16 protein-coding genes and 4 tRNA genes are annotated in these 19498 nt (G+C 44.3%); 13 read left to right on the top strand and 7 right to left on the bottom strand.

All coding sequences use genetic code 11. The features are described 5' to 3' along the window. Window positions 1–8: 8 nt before the first annotated feature. From L5L91_RS14400 to L5L91_RS14385, 4 genes are read left to right on the top strand one after another with little or no spacing between them, the layout of a single operon-like run. Window positions 9–1430 carry a TolC family outer membrane protein gene (locus L5L91_RS14400; protein ID WP_105250448.1) on the top strand — a complete coding sequence of 474 codons (1422 nt, stop codon included), beginning with the start codon at window positions 9–11 and terminating at the stop codon, window positions 1428–1430. Then, window positions 1427–2035 carry an OmpA family protein gene (locus L5L91_RS14395; protein WP_219251756.1) on the top strand — a complete coding sequence of 203 codons (609 nt, stop codon included), beginning with the start codon at window positions 1427–1429 and terminating at the stop codon, window positions 2033–2035. Before L5L91_RS14400 ends, L5L91_RS14395 begins: the two co-directional genes overlap by 4 nt. Before the next feature lie 19 nt (window positions 2036–2054). After that, window positions 2055–2762, top strand: coding sequence for a transglutaminase-like cysteine peptidase (locus L5L91_RS14390; RefSeq protein WP_105250450.1), 708 nt, complete (start codon window positions 2055–2057; stop codon window positions 2760–2762). A gap of 8 nt (window positions 2763–2770) precedes the next feature. Beyond that, window positions 2771–4690, top strand: a complete 1920-nt coding sequence (locus L5L91_RS14385; protein WP_105250451.1) for an EAL domain-containing protein — start codon at window positions 2771–2773, stop codon at window positions 4688–4690. Between the two features lie 258 nt (window positions 4691–4948). Here L5L91_RS14385 and L5L91_RS14380 read toward each other — a convergent pair. From L5L91_RS14380 to L5L91_RS14365, 4 genes are all read right to left on the bottom strand, one after another. Next, window positions 4949–5025, bottom strand: a tRNA-Pro gene (locus L5L91_RS14380). Window positions 5026–5181: 156 nt separating this feature from the next. Then, window positions 5182–5258: transfer RNA gene (locus tag L5L91_RS14375), tRNA-Pro, on the bottom strand. 32 nt (window positions 5259–5290) lie between these two features. Then, window positions 5291–5366: transfer RNA gene (locus tag L5L91_RS14370), tRNA-His, on the bottom strand. Between the two features lie 53 nt (window positions 5367–5419). After that, window positions 5420–5496, bottom strand: a tRNA-Arg gene (locus L5L91_RS14365). A 206-nt stretch (window positions 5497–5702) separates the two neighbouring features. Between L5L91_RS14365 and L5L91_RS14360 the strand changes: the two genes are divergently transcribed. Further along, on the top strand, window positions 5703–8351 hold the full coding sequence (locus tag L5L91_RS14360) for a diguanylate cyclase domain-containing protein (RefSeq protein WP_263236969.1): 2649 nt from the start codon (window positions 5703–5705) through the stop codon (window positions 8349–8351). A gap of 47 nt (window positions 8352–8398) precedes the next feature. On the opposite strand, the gene rep is transcribed toward L5L91_RS14360, so the two are convergent. Continuing rightward, a complete protein-coding gene (rep, locus tag L5L91_RS14355; protein WP_113940857.1) occupies window positions 8399–10411 on the bottom strand; it encodes a DNA helicase Rep in 2013 nt (670 codons plus the stop codon). Window positions 10412–10645: 234 nt separating this feature from the next. Between rep and ubiK the strand changes: the two genes are divergently transcribed. The 3 genes from ubiK to L5L91_RS14340 all read left to right on the top strand — a co-directional run bounded on the left by ubiK (window position 10646) and on the right by L5L91_RS14340 (window position 11743). Next, window positions 10646–10900, top strand: a complete 255-nt coding sequence (gene ubiK, locus L5L91_RS14350) for a ubiquinone biosynthesis accessory factor UbiK (protein WP_006083441.1) — start codon at window positions 10646–10648, stop codon at window positions 10898–10900. 93 nt (window positions 10901–10993) lie between these two features. Then, window positions 10994–11359 carry a hypothetical protein gene (locus tag L5L91_RS14345; RefSeq protein WP_173247981.1) on the top strand — a complete coding sequence of 122 codons (366 nt, stop codon included), beginning with the start codon at window positions 10994–10996 and terminating at the stop codon, window positions 11357–11359. A gap of 36 nt (window positions 11360–11395) precedes the next feature. Then, window positions 11396–11743: a hypothetical protein gene (locus L5L91_RS14340; RefSeq protein ID WP_263201275.1), complete on the top strand. Its 348-nt coding sequence runs from the start codon at window positions 11396–11398 to the stop codon at window positions 11741–11743. On the opposite strand, the gene L5L91_RS14335 is transcribed toward L5L91_RS14340, so the two are convergent. Then, entirely contained in the window at window positions 11740–12912 is a 1173-nt protein-coding gene (locus L5L91_RS14335) for a winged helix-turn-helix domain-containing protein (RefSeq protein ID WP_263236967.1), read from the bottom strand. The two genes, L5L91_RS14340 and L5L91_RS14335, sit on opposite strands and share 4 nt — an antisense overlap. Before the next feature lie 249 nt (window positions 12913–13161). On the opposite strand from L5L91_RS14335, the gene L5L91_RS14330 reads away from it, so the two are divergent. The 3 genes from L5L91_RS14330 to L5L91_RS14320 all read left to right on the top strand — a co-directional run bounded on the left by L5L91_RS14330 (window position 13162) and on the right by L5L91_RS14320 (window position 16250). After that, window positions 13162–13692 carry a hypothetical protein gene (locus L5L91_RS14330; RefSeq protein WP_263236965.1) on the top strand — a complete coding sequence of 177 codons (531 nt, stop codon included), beginning with the start codon at window positions 13162–13164 and terminating at the stop codon, window positions 13690–13692. A gap of 176 nt (window positions 13693–13868) precedes the next feature. Then, window positions 13869–15347 carry a cell envelope integrity protein CreD gene (gene creD, locus L5L91_RS14325; RefSeq protein ID WP_263236964.1) on the top strand — a complete coding sequence of 493 codons (1479 nt, stop codon included), beginning with the start codon at window positions 13869–13871 and terminating at the stop codon, window positions 15345–15347. Window positions 15348–15440: 93 nt separating this feature from the next. Then, window positions 15441–16250: a phosphatase PAP2 family protein gene (locus tag L5L91_RS14320; RefSeq protein WP_411568915.1), complete on the top strand. Its 810-nt coding sequence runs from the start codon at window positions 15441–15443 to the stop codon at window positions 16248–16250. 83 nt (window positions 16251–16333) lie between these two features. Here the strand turns inward: L5L91_RS14320 and L5L91_RS14315 are convergent, their stop codons facing one another. After that, window positions 16334–17059: a substrate-binding periplasmic protein gene (locus L5L91_RS14315; RefSeq protein WP_263236958.1), complete on the bottom strand. Its 726-nt coding sequence runs from the start codon at window positions 17057–17059 to the stop codon at window positions 16334–16336. Window positions 17060–17248: 189 nt separating this feature from the next. On the opposite strand from L5L91_RS14315, the gene L5L91_RS14310 reads away from it, so the two are divergent. Further along, window positions 17249–17749, top strand: coding sequence for an Lrp/AsnC family transcriptional regulator (locus L5L91_RS14310; protein WP_105253008.1), 501 nt, complete (start codon window positions 17249–17251; stop codon window positions 17747–17749). 333 nt (window positions 17750–18082) lie between these two features. Next, window positions 18083–19447, top strand: a complete 1365-nt coding sequence (locus tag L5L91_RS14305; protein ID WP_263147542.1) for a sodium-dependent transporter — start codon at window positions 18083–18085, stop codon at window positions 19445–19447. The last annotated feature ends 51 nt before the right edge of the window (window positions 19448–19498 follow it).

The raw sequence follows: 19498 nt of genomic DNA, 5'->3' as shown, positions 1-19498 counted from the left end.
GGTTGGTCATGAAGACTTCAGCAATACGACAATTTCAATGTTCAAAGATAGCCATAGTGCTGTCATTAATCCTGTTACCTTTATCGGCTCAAAGTCAGACGTTAGAACAAGCCGTTGCACATACGCTAGATACAAACCCAGATTTACGAGTGGCCTTCAACCGCTTTAAAGCGCGAGAAGAACAAGTTAATCAAGCGATAGCAGGCTATATGCCAACTATTGATGTCAATGGTGGCTACGGTTATGAACAAACCGACAGCGTATCGACACGTAGACGACCCAATATCGGCGAAGTCGATAGCAAAGGGGTGGCTGAATTAAATCCCGGAGAGTTTGGTGTTAGCATAAAACAAATGCTTTTCGATGGTTTCTACACCAGCAGTGAAGTTGATCGTTATAGTTTTGAAGCTAGCGCAGACCAGTGGGCACTGCTTGCTGCCGCTGAAGATATGGCACTCGATGTCAGTAAAGTCTATCTCAACTATTTACGCACCGATGAAGTGTTAAAATTAGCCGAGAAAAACCTTAACAGCCATAAAGAAATTTATGACCAGATTAAACAACGTACTGACTCAGGTTTAGGCTCAATCGCAGACCTATCACAAATCTCGGGACGTTTGGCGCGTGCTAATGCTAACGTTATTTCTGCTCGCAACAATTTACTTGATGCAAAAGCACAGTACGTCAAAATTGTAGCGGCGGCACCGGCAGACTTAATATTACCAGTGCCAGATGCAGACATGCTGCCAAAGGATCTTAGCTCTGGCATTATTGTTGCGCAAGAGAATCACCCCATACTCAAATCTGCAGCAAACGATATTAGTGCCGCAGAAAATGAACGCTCTTCAGTACAATCCAATTACTACCCTCAGGTTTCTTTAGAACTGAATGGTAACTGGAATAACGATATTAGCGGCGAAGATGGAATATCAGGTGCTGGTGCTTTCCGCAGTGATGTGGGTGGTCATAGTAACGATCTCGTCGCCATGGTGAGGGTGAGATACAACTTATTTGCGGGTGGTAAAGATCTTGCCCGTGAAAAAGAAACTGCTTACAAGTTAGGTGAAGCGAAAGAAATCCGCCAACGTGCCCAACGTGAAGTTGTTGAAGGGGTAAACCTAGCTTGGAACGCATTTGAAATGCTAGCGCCGCAAAAACAATATATTCGCGATCATGTCGTGGCCGCAAAGGATACTCAAACAGCCTATGCACAACAGTTCAACTTAGGCCAACGCAGTCTACTCGACTTATTAGATACCGAAAATGAGCTCTTCGAGGCGCGTAAAGACTACTTACAAGCTGAATATGATGAAGTTATTGCTAAGTATCGCGTGCTCAATTCTACAGGGCGATTATTAGACTCACTTAAAGTCACTAGACCTGATGCGTGGCGCGGAGAGCGCAATTATGAAGGAGGAGCTAACAAATGAAAACTCTCACATTTTTTCTAAGTGTCACTCTTTTAGCTGGTTGTTCGATGCGCGATACGGTTAATATTGACGAAATGGTCACAACTCAAACCTATGATCTATCTGATAAAGATAGCGATGGTGTCATTGAAGCCCGTGAACGCTGCAACGACACAGCCCAAGGGGCAGGTATTGATAACTATGGCTGTGGCAAAATAAAAGCGATTAACGAGCGAAAGGAAATAAATATTTTATTCCCGAATGACTCTGCTTATATTGCGCCTGAGTACTATCCTCAAATTGAAGAGGTGGCTATTTTTCTACGTCAGTATCCAACGACCAAAGTGACTATCGAAGGTCACACGAGTCGCACAGGAACCGATGAACGAAATACAGTATTATCTCAAGAACGTGCAAATGCTGTCACCGCAGTACTGGCTGAACGCTTTAGTATTGATAGAAGTCGATTAACTGCTATTGGATATGGTTCTAGCCGCCCAATTGTTTTAGAACAGACGCCAGAAGCAGAAATTCGTAACCGTCGTGTTGTTGCAGAAGTCACTGGTGATGATACGGCAACAGACATGAAATGGACAATTTACTCGGTCGATGACAACTCAAAATAAAGGACTAACACATTAGGTTATGAACGGCAGACTTGATTATAAAGATTCATTATTGCGAGTCTGCCGCTTTAGCCTAATAGCGTCAGCCTTAGGCATATGTTGCCTATATGCGGCCCCCACACAAAACCTTGATGAAGTGAAGATAACTTCAACCCTAGAAAAACATTACGGCGAACGTGCTGGAATGCGAGCAAGGGCTTGGTTCAAAGTGTTATCGGAAGCGAGTACGCTAGATGAAAAAGAAAAGTTATTGAAGGTGAATAACTTTTTTAATTTATTCCGTTTTGTGGATGACAGTAAATTATGGGGAGACTCGAATTATTGGGCAACGCCGATGGAGTTTATTGGTGTGAATGGCGGTGATTGCGAAGACTTTTCGATCGCAAAATACTTCACCCTACTCCAACTTGGTGTTCAAGAGGACAAGATGCGGATCACTATGGTTAAAGCCACTACGGTTAATCAATACCATATGGTATTGGCTTACTATGAAACACCATCATCAATTCCTTTAGTGCTCGATAATCTTGACCATGAAATAAAACCCGCCACAAAAAGAAAAGATCTACTGCCTGTTTATAGCTTTAACGGTAAACAGTTATGGCTCAATAAAGAGCAAGGTCGAGGCGTACTGGCAGGGTCCTCAAAACGATTAGAAAAATGGAACGATCTTAACCATAGATTAGGTGTTGACCGTCTTAGGCAACCAAAATTAAAACTGGAGTAGCACCAAAAATGACACTGTTTAGACAGATTTATTCGCTGCTTTTTAGCCTGTTCTTGCTTGTAGTAGCAAGCCTTGGCTATGTGCAATTCACTGAGACTCAAAGCTTTTTAACAAAGCAAATGGAGTCCGATCTAAACAATGCCAGCACTTCACTCGGTCTAATGCTTACCCCAGCACTCGAAGCTGGCGATACCGCAGCGGCAGAAACCTTAGTGAATGTTATTTTTGAAGGTGGTTACTATCAAAATGTAAAATTGACTTGGATGGTCGATGGTAAGCAACAAGAGTGGAATAATCCTTTAAAAATTGAAGATGTCCCTCAATGGTTTATCAATCTAGATCTGTTTAAAACCATCAAAAAACAAAGCACTATCACCTCGGGTTGGCTGCAGCTAGCACAGCTTGAAATCACTGCTCATCCTGGTTTTGGTTATCATGAACTATGGCGAATCATGTCCAATACCATCATAGCCTTCTCACTACTTTTTCTCGTTGCTATTTTTACAGCAAGAGTAGGCTTAACATGGATATTGAAACCTCTCCACACCCTGTCTGAACACGCGAAAAGTATCGCAGCACGCCAATTTGGTCCAGACATGGCACTACCCAAAACCACCGAATTAAAAGACTTAGTGACTGCATTTAACAGCATGTCAGCTCAATTGAAACAAGTGTTCCATTCTCTTGACGAAGAGGTTGGCGCGTTACGTAAGAAGAATCTTGTCGATCCGGCGTCAGGCCTGCCTAACCGCCAATATGTAGTAAGTCGTTTAAATGGTTGGTTAAGTGAACCTAGCAGCGGCGCTTTATTCCTCGCCAAGCTCGACTGGCTCGAAGAAGTGCACAGTAAATATGGCTATCAAGTTCGAGATGAAACCATACGGATCCTCGCAGAAAAGTTTCAACAGCAATTAAACGAAATAACGCCTTCGGTCATAGGGCGTATTGCCGCCTATGAATTTGCATTTTTAGTGACCGATGTTGAACACGATCAGATCAGCAAATATTTACAAACACTTATCCGTACCATCAATCAAGAAATGTCAAAAGCAGGCTGTAAGCCCAACGAAGACTTTGCTATCGGTATTGCTGAACGTATTGGGCAAATGAATGTGTCGGATATTTTGGCCCAAGCCGACAATGCCCTTCAAAAAGCGTTACAAGAAAATAAAACCTTCCACTGGTTTGAAACCACAGAGCAGCAATTATTCACCCGCGAGCAATGGCGCGATAACCTAAGCCATGCCATCAGCAATAAGAAGTTTAAGTTTAGATGGCAACCCATCCAATTTTGCGATGGTGATGGCATAGCGCAACGGGAATTGTATTGCCAATTAGAGCTTGGCGATCAACTCGCCCATGCAGGGCAATTTATGCCGTATATCGAATTATTATCACTTGGTGCCTTACTCGATAAATGCTTAATTGAAACTGTCTACGAGCAAAAACTGCTCGAGCGGAGCTATGAACCGCTCGCAATTAACTTAACCCACCAAAGTATTAACGATCCTCAGTTTCATGAGTGGCTAAATCAATTTTTGCGAAATGCCACATTTATTGAGCGCATCTGCTTCGAAATCCCTGAGGCTGGTGTTTATAGTGATCTTAAGTCATGCCAGCACTTATGTAACATCATTCGCGATAACGGTGCTAAGTTTGGTATTGACCACTTTGGTCGTCAGTTTGGCTCTATGTCTTATCTACAGGAATTAAGACCTAGTTATGTGAAGCTGGATCAATCCTTCGCCTACTATGATGAGACACACCACAACAGCGAATTGTGCCGCGCCCTAATCAACGTAGCAAAAGGATTGGACATTCAAGTCATAGTGACGGGTATTCAAGAAAAGGCTCAGCTAGAACGTTTTAACGAGCTTAGAACAGATGCCTATCAAGGCTTTATCGCCCCGCCAGTGAATCTTGACTAAGCCGTATTATTAAGAAGTGGTTTTGCAAACAAAAAGCTCCGTAAGGAGCTTTTTGTTTTTCTACGGTTGAGTGACTATGCCGATACAGTTCAGCAAATCTGCCAGGTGTAAATAAGAACTGTAGCCAACTTCTATACTCATTAAGGATGCGCTATCAAGCGACAACAAACATGATAATGTCAGTGAGTAGTTCCATTTCGCCAATGCAAAAAAGCCTCAGTGTATTCATTAATGAATGCTGAGGCTTTTCTACTTATTTGGTCGGTGATAGAGGATTCGAACCTCTGACCCTCTGGTCCCAAACCAGATGCGCTACCGGACTGCGCTAATCACCGTAAATTTTGTACTATTGTTTACATACGCTTAGAGGGTTCACCCTCTCGTCCACTTTCATCCAAAACATCTGGATGCGTTATAGGACTGCGCTTATCACCGTAAAACATTAACTATTTACTTAACTTACATTAAGCTCGCTAGTCACGCGAAGAATTTGGTCGGTGATAGAGGATTCGAACCTCTGACCCTCTGGTCCCAAACCAGATGCGCTACCGGACTGCGCTAATCACCGAGAATGAAAATCTTTATATCAAAGTAAATGAATGGGGTGACTGATGGGGCTCGAACCCACGACAACCGGAATCACAATCCGGGACTCTACCAACTGAGCTACAATCACCACTGATTTTCACTTACTTTACTAACCTTAAAGCTCACAACTCTGTTCGGAAGTGGTGCGCCCAAAAGGATTCGAACCTTCGGCCTCACCCTCCGGAGGGGTGCGCTCTATCCAGCTGAGCTATGGGCGCTCGCCTTGGTTAGCGCCGCATATACTAGGGTCAAATCCCCTTTGAGTCTATAGCTGTTTTGCACTTTTTTTACTGACTGCTCAAGTTTTATCACATTAGCTGACTTTTAAAGCGGAATGCAGCCAAAATATGACTTGGATGTTACAGTATTTCATGCTAATTATAGACTTTGGTAAAAGCAAACATATATTTAACTAGTGAGTATCATGTTTAAGGATGAAGATGAAACTGGCCAGCCGCGTGTGAGTGAAATTGAACGCTTACGCAAAAAAATTATTCGCTTAAAACAATTAGCGCATAAATATAAGCATGCTGAGATCATTCAAAACGCATTACTCGAAATATCCAATATTGCGACTCATGCTTCTTCACTCGAAGAATTCTATGTCGGCGTACATAGCCATCTAAAACAGCTCATTCCCGCTGATAATTTTTTTATTTCAACCCTGGATACTCACACAGGTGAACTCGCCATCCCATTTTTCGCTGATGAGAAAGATGCCCATCCAGCGGAGCTTTATCCTGAACAATCACTATCTACATTATTACAGCAAGGATTAACAGGCTACGTACTCAGAACCGGGAAAGCTTTGTTGTGTAACAATGACACAGTCAATGAACTGATTGCCGCTGGAGAAATTGTTAATTTAGGTTCTCCCTGTCATCTGTGGCTGGGCGTGCCCATTAAACAAGATGACATAGTAACAGGTGTGTTAGTGGTGCAAACCTATGACACAAACATCAGTTATGGTGAAATCGAACTCGAGTTAATGACGTTCATTTGTCACCATATTGCTGGGGTAATGGAACGACTAAAACATCAAGAACAATTAGAACAAGCTATCCAGCAAAGGACAAAAGAACTCAGCCAAGCCTACGATAAGTTAAAACTAGAAGTCTATGAACGGCGTAGAGCTGAACGCTTACAAAAATCACTGTTCGAAATCGCCGAGCTAGCAAGTTCCAGTGCAGACAACCCAGACTTTTATGCCCAATTGCATAATGTTATTCGACACCTCATTCCCGCCAACAATTGCTATATCGCGCTTTTGGATGACACAGAAACCCACCTCACGTTTCCTTTTTATGTATCGCAATTAGCCAATAAGCACCCTGGCACTCGGCCGCTACAAGACGGCTTAACCGAATATGTGCTCAAACATAAGCGCCCACTATTGCTAGATCAAAGCAGTATCAATGCATTAATTGCCTCTGGTGAGCTGTATTCCCAAGCGCCAGCGTTAAATCATACTCAAACCATGCATCAGTGGATCGGAATCCCGCTTTTTATCCATGATCAAGTTCGTGGTGCGTTAACGATTTACAGTTTTAGCATGACACAGAATTACCAAGTTAAAGACTTAGAATTACTGACATTTGTATCACAACATATAGGCTCGGCTATCGAGAAAAAGCTGTCCGCAGAGTCCTTACAACGCAGTTATGAAGAGCTAGAAGAAAAGGTTATTGATCGTACCAAAGCGTTAGCCGAACTGAATAAAAGTCTTGAGAAAGAAATTCAACAACGCCGTAATATGGAAGCCAAGCTAGTTCACGATGCCAAACATGATGCACTTACAGGCCTGCCTAATCGCGCTATGTTTATGGAGCGTTTATCTCAAGCGATCAAGCATGTTCGTCGCCATAGCTTAGAACAGTTTGCCCTACTGTTTATCGACCTCGACCGCTTCAAACAGATTAACGACACTATGGGACACCTAGAGGGCGATAAATTCTTAATTGAGACGGCAAGCCGCCTCAAGTCCTGCATTCGTGATAATGACACCTTAGCGCGACTCGGTGGCGATGAGTTTGTGATACTGCTCGATAGCATTAACAACATCAACGACGCGAAAGATATATCAGAAAGAGTGATCCAAAAAATATCCCAGCCCTATCGACTTGGCACAATGGAATTTAGTTCTGGAGCCAGTATCGGTATCACCATCAGTGGCAAGCACAGAATTGATACCAGTGAATCTATGTTACGTAATGCAGATACTGCCATGTATCAGGCGAAAGCCAATGGTAAAGGCTGCTATGTTATTTTTGATGATAACGCCCAACATCAGGTCATGCAGGATGTCGAGTTAGAAACTGAATTTAGACATGCATTACACCATGCTGAAATCCAGCTTAGTTACTTACCAGTAGTCAATTTTAAAACAGGTCAAGTGCATGCATTAGAAAGCCGCCTGTTCTGGCAACATCCGCAGCGTGGGCTCTTACAGCAGGAACAACTTAGCACGCTTGCTGAACAATCACACCTTACCGTTGAGCTCGATAAATATACGATCAACATCATAGATAGCAGCTATCCCCAACTCCTCAAGCAATATGATGAATCTGTTGAATTACATGTCATGCTTTCGAGCCAACATCTCAAGCATAAGCATGTACTGCGCAGTTTGAAAAACACTCTCAAGCAAACCCAGTTAAACCTGAGCCATTTGTGGTTATTCTTCAATGAAAAAGCCCTAGTGCAGGAAACTGAAAATCATATCAATGGCTTTGAATTGTTGCAGAAGCTCGGGGTAAAACTCGGTATCAGCCAGTACGGTAGCGGCTATAGTGCATTAAATAGCTTATTGTTTCTGCCGATAAAAGGCTTAAAACTCGATGCCAACCTCACCAAACAAATACAAGGCGAGCAACAGCTTAAGTTAATGTCTGCCTATCAAAAAACGGCATCAACCTTAGAGCTTCAAACCTTTGTCGATGGCATTGATAACCCTGAACAAAAACGTATCTTCAATGAACTGGGTTATCAACTGGGTCAGGGGGCTGCTTTAGCCGACACTTTTACCTTATGTGAAACCCAACCACAGATCTGTGCTCAGCTCGAATATGCCTAGTAAAAAATAAGTAGCTGATTTAAAAGAATAGTAAGCGAAACCGCTCGCTATTTTTTAAACATGTCTCTTAAGCTAGAAATATTTGCCCGCCCCGTTTGCATCCGCTCCTGTTCCGTTTGTTGTGGCTTACGATTTTCCCACACCACATCATCTTGAGGTAACTCAAGTAAGAAACGGCTTGGTTCACAACGCATGGTTTCACCAAATTGGCGCCTTTCGCGGCAGAGGGTGAACCAAAGCTCTCGTTGAGCTCGAGTGATACCCACATACGCCAACCGACGCTCCTCATCGACGTTATCTTCGTCTATGCTGGTTTGATGGGGCAAGATACGCTCTTCTACTCCAACCATAAACACGAAGGGAAACTCTAAGCCCTTAGAAGCATGCAAGGTCATCAACTGCACCTGATCGCCGCCTTCATCCTCACTATTGCGCTCCATCATGTCCCTGAGCGTCAATCGAGTCACCACCTCTGGCAAGGTCATAGGCTCATCTAACTCGTCACCCGCGAGCATCTCTGTCACCCAACGGTAAAGCTCTGAGATATTCTTCATCCGCATTTCAGCGGCCTTGGCACTGGTGCTGGTTTCGTATAAGTAATCTTCGTAATTGATCTTACGGATCAAATGCTTCACCGCCTCGACGGGTTCACCACGTTCAGCATGATCCCCAGTCTCCACAATAAAACGACCAAACTGATATAAAGATGACATAGCCGCAGGCGGTAAATGATGATTCAGTTCAGGCTCAAAAATCGCCGCAAACATAGAAATATGCTTCTCGTTGGCAAAATTACCTAAACGCTCTAAGGTTGATGGACCTATGCCACGTTTAGGCAAATTCACGATGCGCAGGAAAGCATTATCGTCATCGGGATTCACCACGAGTTTTAGATAGCCCATGATGTCTTTAATTTCAGCACGAGCAAAAAATGACGTACCACCACTCAATTTATAAGGAATACGGTTCGTCATCAGTGCGCGTTCGAGTAACCGTGATTGATGGTTGCCCCGATACAAAATCGCATAATCGCCAAACTGAGTACGGCCAACAAACTTGTGCCGCACAATTTCGGCAACAACACGTTCAGCCTCTTGCTCCTCATTGGCGGCAAACAGCACCCGCAACGGCTCACCATAGGCAAGCTCGCTAAACAGGGCTTTATCATAAACATGGGGATTATTCGCGATAAGAATGTTCGCAGCCCGTAGGATCCGCTGGCTAGAACGGTAGTTCTGCTCCAGTTTAATCAGCTTAAGCTGTGGAAAATCTTTACCCAATAACACGAGGTTTTGTGGCTTAGCACCGCGCCATGAATAGATTGACTGATCGTCGTCCCCCACCACAGTAAAGCGTGCCCGATCACCCACTAACAGCTTTACCATTTCATATTGGCTGGTATTAGTATCTTGATATTCGTCCACCAGCAAATATTGGATCTTGGTTTGCCAGCGCGTACGCACTTCTTCATGGTGGCGCAACAATAAGGTTGGCATCAGAATCAAATCGTCAAAATCTAAAGCGTTATAGGCTTTCATATGTTGAGCATAACGCTGATACAACATAGCAAATAAGTGCTGTTGCTCATCTTTAGCGATTTTGCGTGCATGCTCGGGAATAATTAAGCCACCCTTCCAGTTTGAAATCGTACTGGCAAGCGCTTTGAGTAAATCTTTATCTTCATCCAACTCGTCTTGGGTTAACTCTTTGAGCAGTGCCAAGGTATCTTGATCATCAAACAGCGAAAAACCCGGTTTTAAACCTAAGACCTTATGCTCGCGTTTAATGATCTCAAGCCCTAAAGTATGGAAGGTTGAAATCCACAGACCTCTGGCTTCCTTGCGGCCCATAGACTGAGCGACCCGCTCTTTCATCTCACGGGCAGCCTTATTGGTAAAGGTCACCGCCGCGATATTACGCGCCTTATAGCCACATTTTTCGACCAAGTAAGCGATTTTATTGATAATTACGCGTGTTTTACCACTACCCGCACCCGCCAAGACTAGGCAAGGGCCTGAAACATAATGAACAGCATCGTTTTGGGCGGGATTGAGTTTCATCTTTGCGCAATATCCAAACAAGTCGACAGAAAGGGATGGGATCATAGCAGAATCGACAGTTTTAAGGCTAACAAATCCCCGCTTAGGTTGAGCAGAACTCAACTCTGTAGATAAGCTTCTCCGTGATATAAACCCCAACAACAGCCAACTAAAGTGTTCACGCGTCTGCTTTACTTTTGAAAGCTAACGTACTGAGTTACAATCGAGCTATTCAGTAAAGAGGCGGACAAGATTATGATCAATCCAAAGAAAATCGAAGAAATGGCGAAACAATTGAGCGAAAGTTTGCCCAGCGGTCTAAAGCAATTTGCCGGTGAATTTGAAGAGCGCAGTAAGCAAGTACTGCAAAATCAATTGCTCAAGTTGGATATGGTTTCCCGTGAAGAATTTGATGTGCAGCAACATGTACTACTGAAAACCCGCGAAAAATTAGAAGCCCTACAAGCTCAAGTCAATGAGTTAGAAAAAAAGCTCAACGCAGCGGGCTAACTTATCATGCATGTTTGAAAGAGCACAGTTAGCGATAGCGCAGCTGTGCTTTTTGTTTTTAACACTTCAAGCATTGAGTCACTTGGGGAAATAATGCAACAACTCGCCAGCTATATCCTTGCTATTGAAGGCTATCCAAGCCCTGTCTACGTGGTAAGCCAATCAAACGAGCAGCAAACCTATCACGATGATAATGTGGAGATTTGTGAGTCCATAACGCTTTATCACTTCGATAACGGGGTTGTGATTAGCAAGCTAAGCGAGCAAGATAAACAAGCTTATGAGTCAGACATGGTTTGTGAAGATTATTGGCTCAGCTATCGGGTTGTAACAGCTCATATTGCGATTTCGCCGCAGCAAAAATCCTTTAGCAATCTATGTCAGCAAAGCTTTTGGCTTAAGATGCAGCAAGGGCTGGCAGTAAAGCCACCGCTGCAACCAGAGCATAAACAGACTTAATGCTTTAGCGTCGAACAATCAAGGAATGAAGCTACAATGGATGTCACAATCAGCACACACTATCAGGACTATCTTCTTTGGGCATTATGGTTGCTTGGTGGCGTGCCGCTACTCACTTATCCCGGTGTGCTTCTCGCCAGTTTGATGGGACTGGCCAGTCAATCAAGCATTAAACCCGCTTTTATCTATCGATTGATGAATCAGTGTTTTCTATGGGGAAGCCTAGTTTATCCCGCCGTGTATATCCTCTGTTATCGCATTACGAGCGATAGCACTGCGACTTCTTCATCTTTAGTCATTGCTGCGTTGCCACTGCTGTATCTAATCTTACTGTATGGCTGCTTTCGCTTTATGGATGCTCCAACTAAAGAGACAAATAATTAAAGCTTTTGTTGGCGAGCATACTTTTGCTTAAGGCCTTTATGGTTAGCTTTGACTAACTTCCAGCGGTCACAGCCATTGAAACGAGCATATTCACTGACTGCGATATCAAAGGCCGCACAGAAATCCTCATCTAAGCCATTCACCATCACGCCCTCTTCTAAGGTTAATTGCTGTAATAGCAATAGGTTAGCTTGGCGATCGGCTTTAACATCCACGCGGCCAACAAAAGTGTCGCGCCACAGAATTGCTAAAGAATAATAACCATACTGACGCTTTTCGGCTGGGACATAGACTTCAATTTGATAATCAAAATCAAACCATTGCTTTAATCTTTGCCGTTGGATCAATAAATTATCGAAGGGATTAAGCAGCCACACTTTATTAGGTAATGGTGCATTTAGCTGTAATGAAGGGCGATAAAAGTAGCTTTGGCCCGCCGTCTTAAAACACGCTAATAACCCGAGAGCTAACAACTCTGCCAACTCTTGGGCTACTGCTGATTTCATACCTTTGCGTAAATAAGCCATTTGCGCCGCAGTACCGAAGGCGTGGGCATCGAGATAACGATCAATTAGATAGCGGGTAAACTCACTATCTGTCGGTGCTTTGGCATTTATATCTTGTGGCAACACTCGTGCGGTAAGATCGTAAACCTTTTGAAATTTCTCCCGCCGCACCACCATCAACTCACCACGCATAAACAGCTGCTCTAGGGCCTTCTTCGCGGGCTTCCAATCCCACCAGGTACCGTTTTTAGCTTCACTATGTTCGAAATCACTGGCCTTGAGTGGCCCTTCTGCAAGGATTCGCGCCCGCACTTCCTGCATTATTTTATCGTCTGGCTCAAACCAATGCTTACCGCCATTTTGCAGCTGCTGTTTACGCTGCAAACTAAAACGGTAATCGGCAATCGGTAAATAAGCTGCCGCATGGGACCAATATTCGAAGACCTCTCCTTTGGCTAAAGCCATATCGAGCATCTTTGGCTGATATTCTGGCATACGACTATGCAGCACATGATGATGCGCTCGCTCAACCACGTTGATAGAGTCAATTTGTACATAACTGAGACGTGAAATTGCCTCGGTGACAGAGGTATATGGTTGCAATAATCCTTGCTGCTGCATATTTAATTGCAGCCACTCGCGAGGTGAAAAGGGATTAGACATCGATTCTCCAAATTCAACGACAAGCAAATACCAAACCAGAGCAAAAAACATAACAAACTGAAAATAAAAGCATTTGGCACACTATTCAACGAGTAGGTTTGTGAAATGTACGCACAAGTCTACTCACTAGGCAGTATCTTCGGATAACATAAGCCATTTATACCTTAACGGCTATCGGTTTACCTGCCCGTTAGTTTCACGACTCGAAATAGAGCCTATCTGGCATAGGCTCTTCATTAAGGATTGATGATGAATATCTACTATCGCCAAGCACAACTCTGCGGCCGCAAAACGGGTAATGGCACTAAGCTGCCATTTTTGATGAATATCTTGTATTCACTTGCTGCTAAAAATGGCGATCACCAGCCCTTTTCAATGGATGACATTAACGCCGTACTGTTTAATCAGCATCAGTCGATTGGTTGCTCTATCGAGGCGCCGCTACCGATAGTGAGTTGGCGCACCGAAGCGATAGAGTATGAGTTATTTAAAGGCGAAGAGCTGGTGTACCTGCCCCAATGTATCATCTTTAGCAATGGCGCCATTGCCTATGTCATTGTCGTCATGGGTGATGAGTATGAGCTGCGTATTTGGCCCGATTACAGTAACCGTGATCGAGAAAAACACCACTGGTTTTCCCACCATGCCGTAGTCTATTCCGCAGAACTTGACGTCTTTAAACAAAGCTTCAAAGCACTGCTCAAGCATATTGAAAAAGAAAATGACTACGAGAAAAAACACCCAAAATTTGGCAAAGACATCCCACTATCAGATTCATAAACTTGAATAATGAGTATGGATTTAGCGGCAATCGCCATAATTTTGCCACTATTGATCAGCAACTTGCCCGCAACTTTTGTAAAAAAATCTGTTTTAATACCCGCCGTGATACCGAGTTAACTCTGCACAATCTTAGCGGATAAGTCTCGGTCGTATTTCATAGGGAATGAAATTCAATGTTCAGCATTATTTTCTGGGTACTCACCCTACTTAGTTTGGCCTTATTTGGTAGCGCAGCCTATTTAGTGGTGCGCGCACTCCTCAAAAAATTTAATCGAAGTCAAGGAATCGATATGTCAGCACAAGAACCGTGGGCAGCAGCCACCGCAAAGGGAACGGCATTAAAAAACACCACCTTATTAAAAGCCTTAACCATTGGCATACTCTCAATCCTCGCGTTGATCCCGCTGGGGATCATTATGGATATGACTTCTGATCGCCAAACCCTTTACCACAGCGTTGTCGATGAAATCGGCCGTTCATGGGGTGAGCAGCAAACCCTCTCAGGTCCTGCGCTGGTGATCCCTTATAGCTATTTTGTGTTACAAGAAGAAGTCAGTAACGACGGTAAAACTCGCCATGAAGTGAAGCGTACCTATCAAGATGAGCTAGTGATCCTACCGAAAAAGCTCACCCTCGACTTAGACCTAAAACATGATTTTCGCACCCGTGGCATTTATCAATCGCTGGTGTATAACGCAGCTCTACAAGGTCAGGCCGACTTCAGCCTTAACCGTTATGATATTCCTAACCTTATCGCCTTCGATAACAAAAATGCCCGGTTAGTCTTTGGGGTGTCATCGAATCAAGCAATTGATAAAGTAGAAAAAATTGAAATCACCGGTGAATCGACATTACTCTCTGGATCACTGATGTCGGGCACGGGGTTAACCACTGGCGGTTTAGAAAAAGGCTTTAATCAAAAGATCCAAGTCAGCGAAGCAAGTGATTTTAGTGTGGATTTTGCCATGACACTACGCGGCTCTCAGTCTATCAGCGCATTGCCACTAGGCGAGCAAACGCTAATCAATATTAGCGCCGACTGGCCGCATCCAAGCTTTAAGGGATTATTACCCGCAGAACGGGACATCAACGCGCAAGGCTTTACTGCAAGTTGGAATATCAGCCACTTAACCCGTAACTATCCACAAGAGTTTATTAAGAGTAATCAATCGACTCTGACTGAAGTGTCGGCTAATGCGATTTTATTCGAACCAGTGACTCACTACGGCAAGATTGATCGCTCGGTAAAATACGGCCTACTGTTTATCGTGCTGACTTTTATCATGTTGTTTATCTTCGAAATCGGACAAAAAACCAGCCTAAGCACGATTCAATATGTGTTAGTCGGCAGCGCCATGGCCTTGTTCTATTTGCTACTACTCTCGCTATCTGAACATCTAGCCTTCTTGCATGCCTATTTAATTGCCGCCTGTATTCCCGTGCTGTCGGTATCGGCTTATGTAGGGAGTGCCACAGCAAGTATTAAGCGCGGTGCATTAGTGGGCATTATGCTGGTGAGTTTATATGCCGTGCTGTACTCAATACTGCAACTGGAAGATTACGCCCTATTGATGGGTTCAGGTTTACTGTTAGTCGTACTGTTGATTTTGATGTTCGTGACTAGGCATCACCCTAAGAACACGGCGCAATAGCGCCCTACCGATCCACCCTTGAAGACCCCCGACAGCGCCATCTTTTGCTGTCGGGATTTTTTTATTGGCAAAACCATTGCCGCGTTGTAGCCTATGGCGTTTTATGAAGAGGCTTATATTTTGACCCATAGCGTCTATCTTTTACGCCGTTTAGGTTTAGCTTGGATACTGTTGGCAACCATTCCGGGCTTACTATTACTGACACAGAATCAGCTGTTTCCACTGATCGATCTGCACTCTACCTTAGCCAAAACCTTATATTGGATTACCATGACTGGCACTGCGCCCTATGGCGTCGCAACAGTCTTGTTTGTATTGGCGATCGCCTATCGTCATATGCCTAAACCACTCTTTATAAGTTTATTTTTTGCCATCAGCCTCAGCCAAGTTATCAGCTTAGGCTTAAGCCACACCCTCAAATCCTATTTTAAAGAGCCCAGACCTAATCTCGTTTTTCTAGCAGAACAAGCACTGCCTAAGCATGAACCGCTTTCACTCGATGCCTTTTATCAATTGGATAAACAGTCACGTTCAAAGACAATTGCCAATGCACTCGATGGCTTGATCGCTGCAGAACCCGCCTTGAAACTCGACTCACGGATCCATCAGCATTGGGAAGATGAAATCGGCTATTCTTTTCCTTCGGGACATACCATTTTTGCTGTGACGCTAGTGCTTACCGCCAGCTACTATTTGCTACTCGCTGGATTACCTAGCTTAGTCATGGCGTTATGGATCTGGGGATTTTTGATGGGATTAAGCCGTATGCTGCTTGGCATGCATTGGCCGCAGGATGTGCTGTTTTCAACCTTTTTAGCCGCCATCATCAGCGGATGTAGCGTGTTCTTTGTCAGTAAGTTGCGTCCACTCTCCCATGCGTTTGCTAAAGGATCTGAGCGCTAACGCTGTTAATTCAGCGTCTGGATTTGGCTGTCGACTCACATACGACAGCTTCAAACACTATGAAGTTAAATACTTAGGCATTGCTAAGCACTGCCTAAGTATTTTGCCACTAGAGCCTGATAAATTCCATTGGCCTTAATTCTAGCGAGCCCTTGATTGAAAGTATCCCGCGCCACTGAGTTGTGGAACACCATTCGATAGGATGTTGGGGGGAAAATAAAGTGGTAGCTTAATGCTTGCTGGGTATCAACATCATCCTCAACGAACTTATTCAGTTGAGCGAATATATAACGATCGGCAATCACAGTATTAATGCGACCTAAGTACAACATACGGTTCTGGCTTAATTGGCTATCGACTTCACGATAAATAGTCTGTTGCGCTACGGCATTAAACTCAGGGCCAAGTAAGAAGCGAGCATTTTCAAAAGCGGCGACACTGTACTTTTTAAGATCCGCAATACGTGTTATTTCAAGGCGTTGTTCGGCCAAACTGATCGCCACATTGGTATATTCAACATAATCATTAGACCAATAACCATCAACGCCATTCGCAGGGTTCATCGTCATTACAGCATCCAATCGATCTTTATTGAAATATAAAACTTGGCGTTTACGAGAGTAGAATTTGAAGTTGACTGGCTGCCCCATTTCCTTAAACGCGGCCTTAATAATATCGATCTCAAGCCCTGATTCAGCATCTTCGATAATATAAGGCGGTCGATTTAGAGCACTACCAATGGTTAACGATGCAGAAAATACATAAGTCGGTAATATGAATAAGCAGATTAGCAACAAACTCAAGCGCATACAGTGTCTCACTCTTATTAGCATCATAACAATAGCGGTAAATAACGGGAGTTCCAAACAGCGCGACTCCCAAAATCTCTATCCGTTATCACTGTCACAACCTTAAAATGTCTCATTTGATCAAGATTTTTGGCAAAGTCCGCTAAGACTGGCAAACTAGAGGCTGACTCAGTTAACCCTAAGCTTTCGATGACAGACACTCACCCCTACAAACTCGATCAACTCGATTTAACGATTCTGCGCTTACTGCAAACCCACGGCAGATTATCGAATCTCGAACTGGCCAATAAAGTCGGACTATCGCCATCTCCTTGCTCGCGCCGTGTTAAAGCCTTAGAAGAAGCGGGTTATATTGCCGATTATGCAACGCGTCTGTCGGCGGATAAGTTCAACCTGCATTTGACCGCGTATATCCATGTTCGAATGGAGAAACATACACCGGCGATTCTCAATCAATTTGAAACCAATGCACTCGCCTACGAAGAAGTCCAAGAATGCGCGCTGATCACGGGCTCAGAGGCCGACTATCAACTTAAAGTGCTAGTACAAGATATGGCGCACTTTCGCACTTTCCTGTTAGATAAACTCACGACCAACGTGCATATCGCAGGGGTGCATTCCAGCTTTGTCCTCAAAAAGGTTAAGGACCACACGGCCATTCCCTTAGGGCACGTCAACATTCAAGCATAAGCCAACAGTCACAGCAAACACCGCAAGCAAGACAGATGCACAAGTAACAGTCATAGCACAAAATAGCGGTTAGACATCTGCCATACGGTATTTTTTGACCATAAGATCACAATTCAATGAATTTTTATCATCGCAATGATTCGCCAAATCTCAACCATCAGTCGCACCTGATAGCAATAAAATCTCGCACAAAACAGATAGGCGGCACACAACATTAACTTATAGCCAAAAACCGATAAATTATTGCCGGTTAACACCAAATTAACGCACTAAAATTGCGTTGAAATCCTAATTTATCCGCCTAAGATACGCCTTCTTTTTACGGGAGGCACAATGCAATCGGCCAATACAAGTTCAACTAACCACTTCAGCTCACGCTTAGGTTTTATCATGGCGGCAGCCGGTAGCGCCGTTGGCGTCGGCAATATTTGGGGATTCCCCACCCAAGCGGCCACCCATGGTGGCGGCGCCTTTCTACTTGTGTACCTAGTGCTGATTTTCATCCTAGGCATTCCCATGCTGATGGCCGAGCTTATGATAGGTCGCCACGGACAAACCAACCCCGCCGATGCCATGGGTAAACTCGGCTTCAACTCACTCACCCGCGGTTTAGGCAAGAGCATAGGTTTGCTTTCCATAGTGACAGCGGGATTGATTTATACCTTCTACAGCATTCTCTCCGGCTGGTTTGTCAGCTTTGCCATCGCGCCTATCGCCACTGCCTTTGGCTCGAATGATACCGCCGCTTGGCTAGTGGATTTTTCGCTGTCACGTAATCTGGTGTTTACACTGATCTTCAGCACGCTGGTGTTTCTGGTATTACTGCAAGGCGTGCAAGAAGGCATAGAAAAATGGTCGAAACGCTTAATGCCGTTATTACTGATCATGCTGATCGCGGGCGTGGCGTATATCTTCACCCTAAATGGTGCGAGCGAAGGGATAAGCGCGCTACTAACACCTAACTTTACCAAGGCACTGGCGCCAGATACCTTGATCAGCGCGCTCGGACAAACCTTCTTCTCCCTTACCATAGGCACAGGTGCCATGATGGTGTACGGCAGTTATCTGAACCAAAAAGAGAATATCGCTAAACTGACCGTCTGGGTTGCCTTTACCGACAGCGGCATCGCCTTTCTCGCCGCCTTTTTAATCATTCCAGCCATGTATGTGGCCCAGCACAATGGCGTGCAGATTTTTAACGCCGAGGGTAAATTACTCGATTCGGATGCATTGGTGTTTACTGTCTTACCCGCGTTATTTTCCACCTTAGGCGATACGGCTAACCTCATCATCAGCGTGATTTTCTTTATTCTGCTGATCATCGCGGGTTTAACCTCGGCCATTTCCATCGCCGAAGTGCCGACGAGTTATGTGATGCAAAAGTTCGGACTCAGCCGTCAACGCGCCACCTTGATCATCGGCCTATTGTTGACCTCATTATCCTTATTACTGGCGGTATTTTTTGAGACGCTATTTAGTTTCACTATAATGCTGACCACCCAAATCGCCCAGCCGCTGGTCGCCCTCGGTATTGCGGTTTACTTAGGTTGGATTTGGCGCCAAACCCAACTGCTCAAGGCAATTCGTGGGCAAGAAGGTGTCGATAGCACAGGGCTTTTCTGGCGCATTTGGCCAAGATATGTAAAGTATGTTTGCCCAGTGCTGATTATCGCCATAGCCATCAGACAATTTGTGTAACCATTTGAAAAAATAACAAAATCCACGCTAATGGCGGGGATTTTTTATTTA

Source organism: Shewanella sp. SM55 (assembly GCF_025654025.1).
Taxonomy (GTDB): domain Bacteria; phylum Pseudomonadota; class Gammaproteobacteria; order Enterobacterales; family Shewanellaceae; genus Shewanella; species Shewanella oncorhynchi.
The sequence above is the reverse complement of the archived record's forward strand: the minus strand, read 5'-3'. Positions and strand labels throughout refer to the sequence as shown.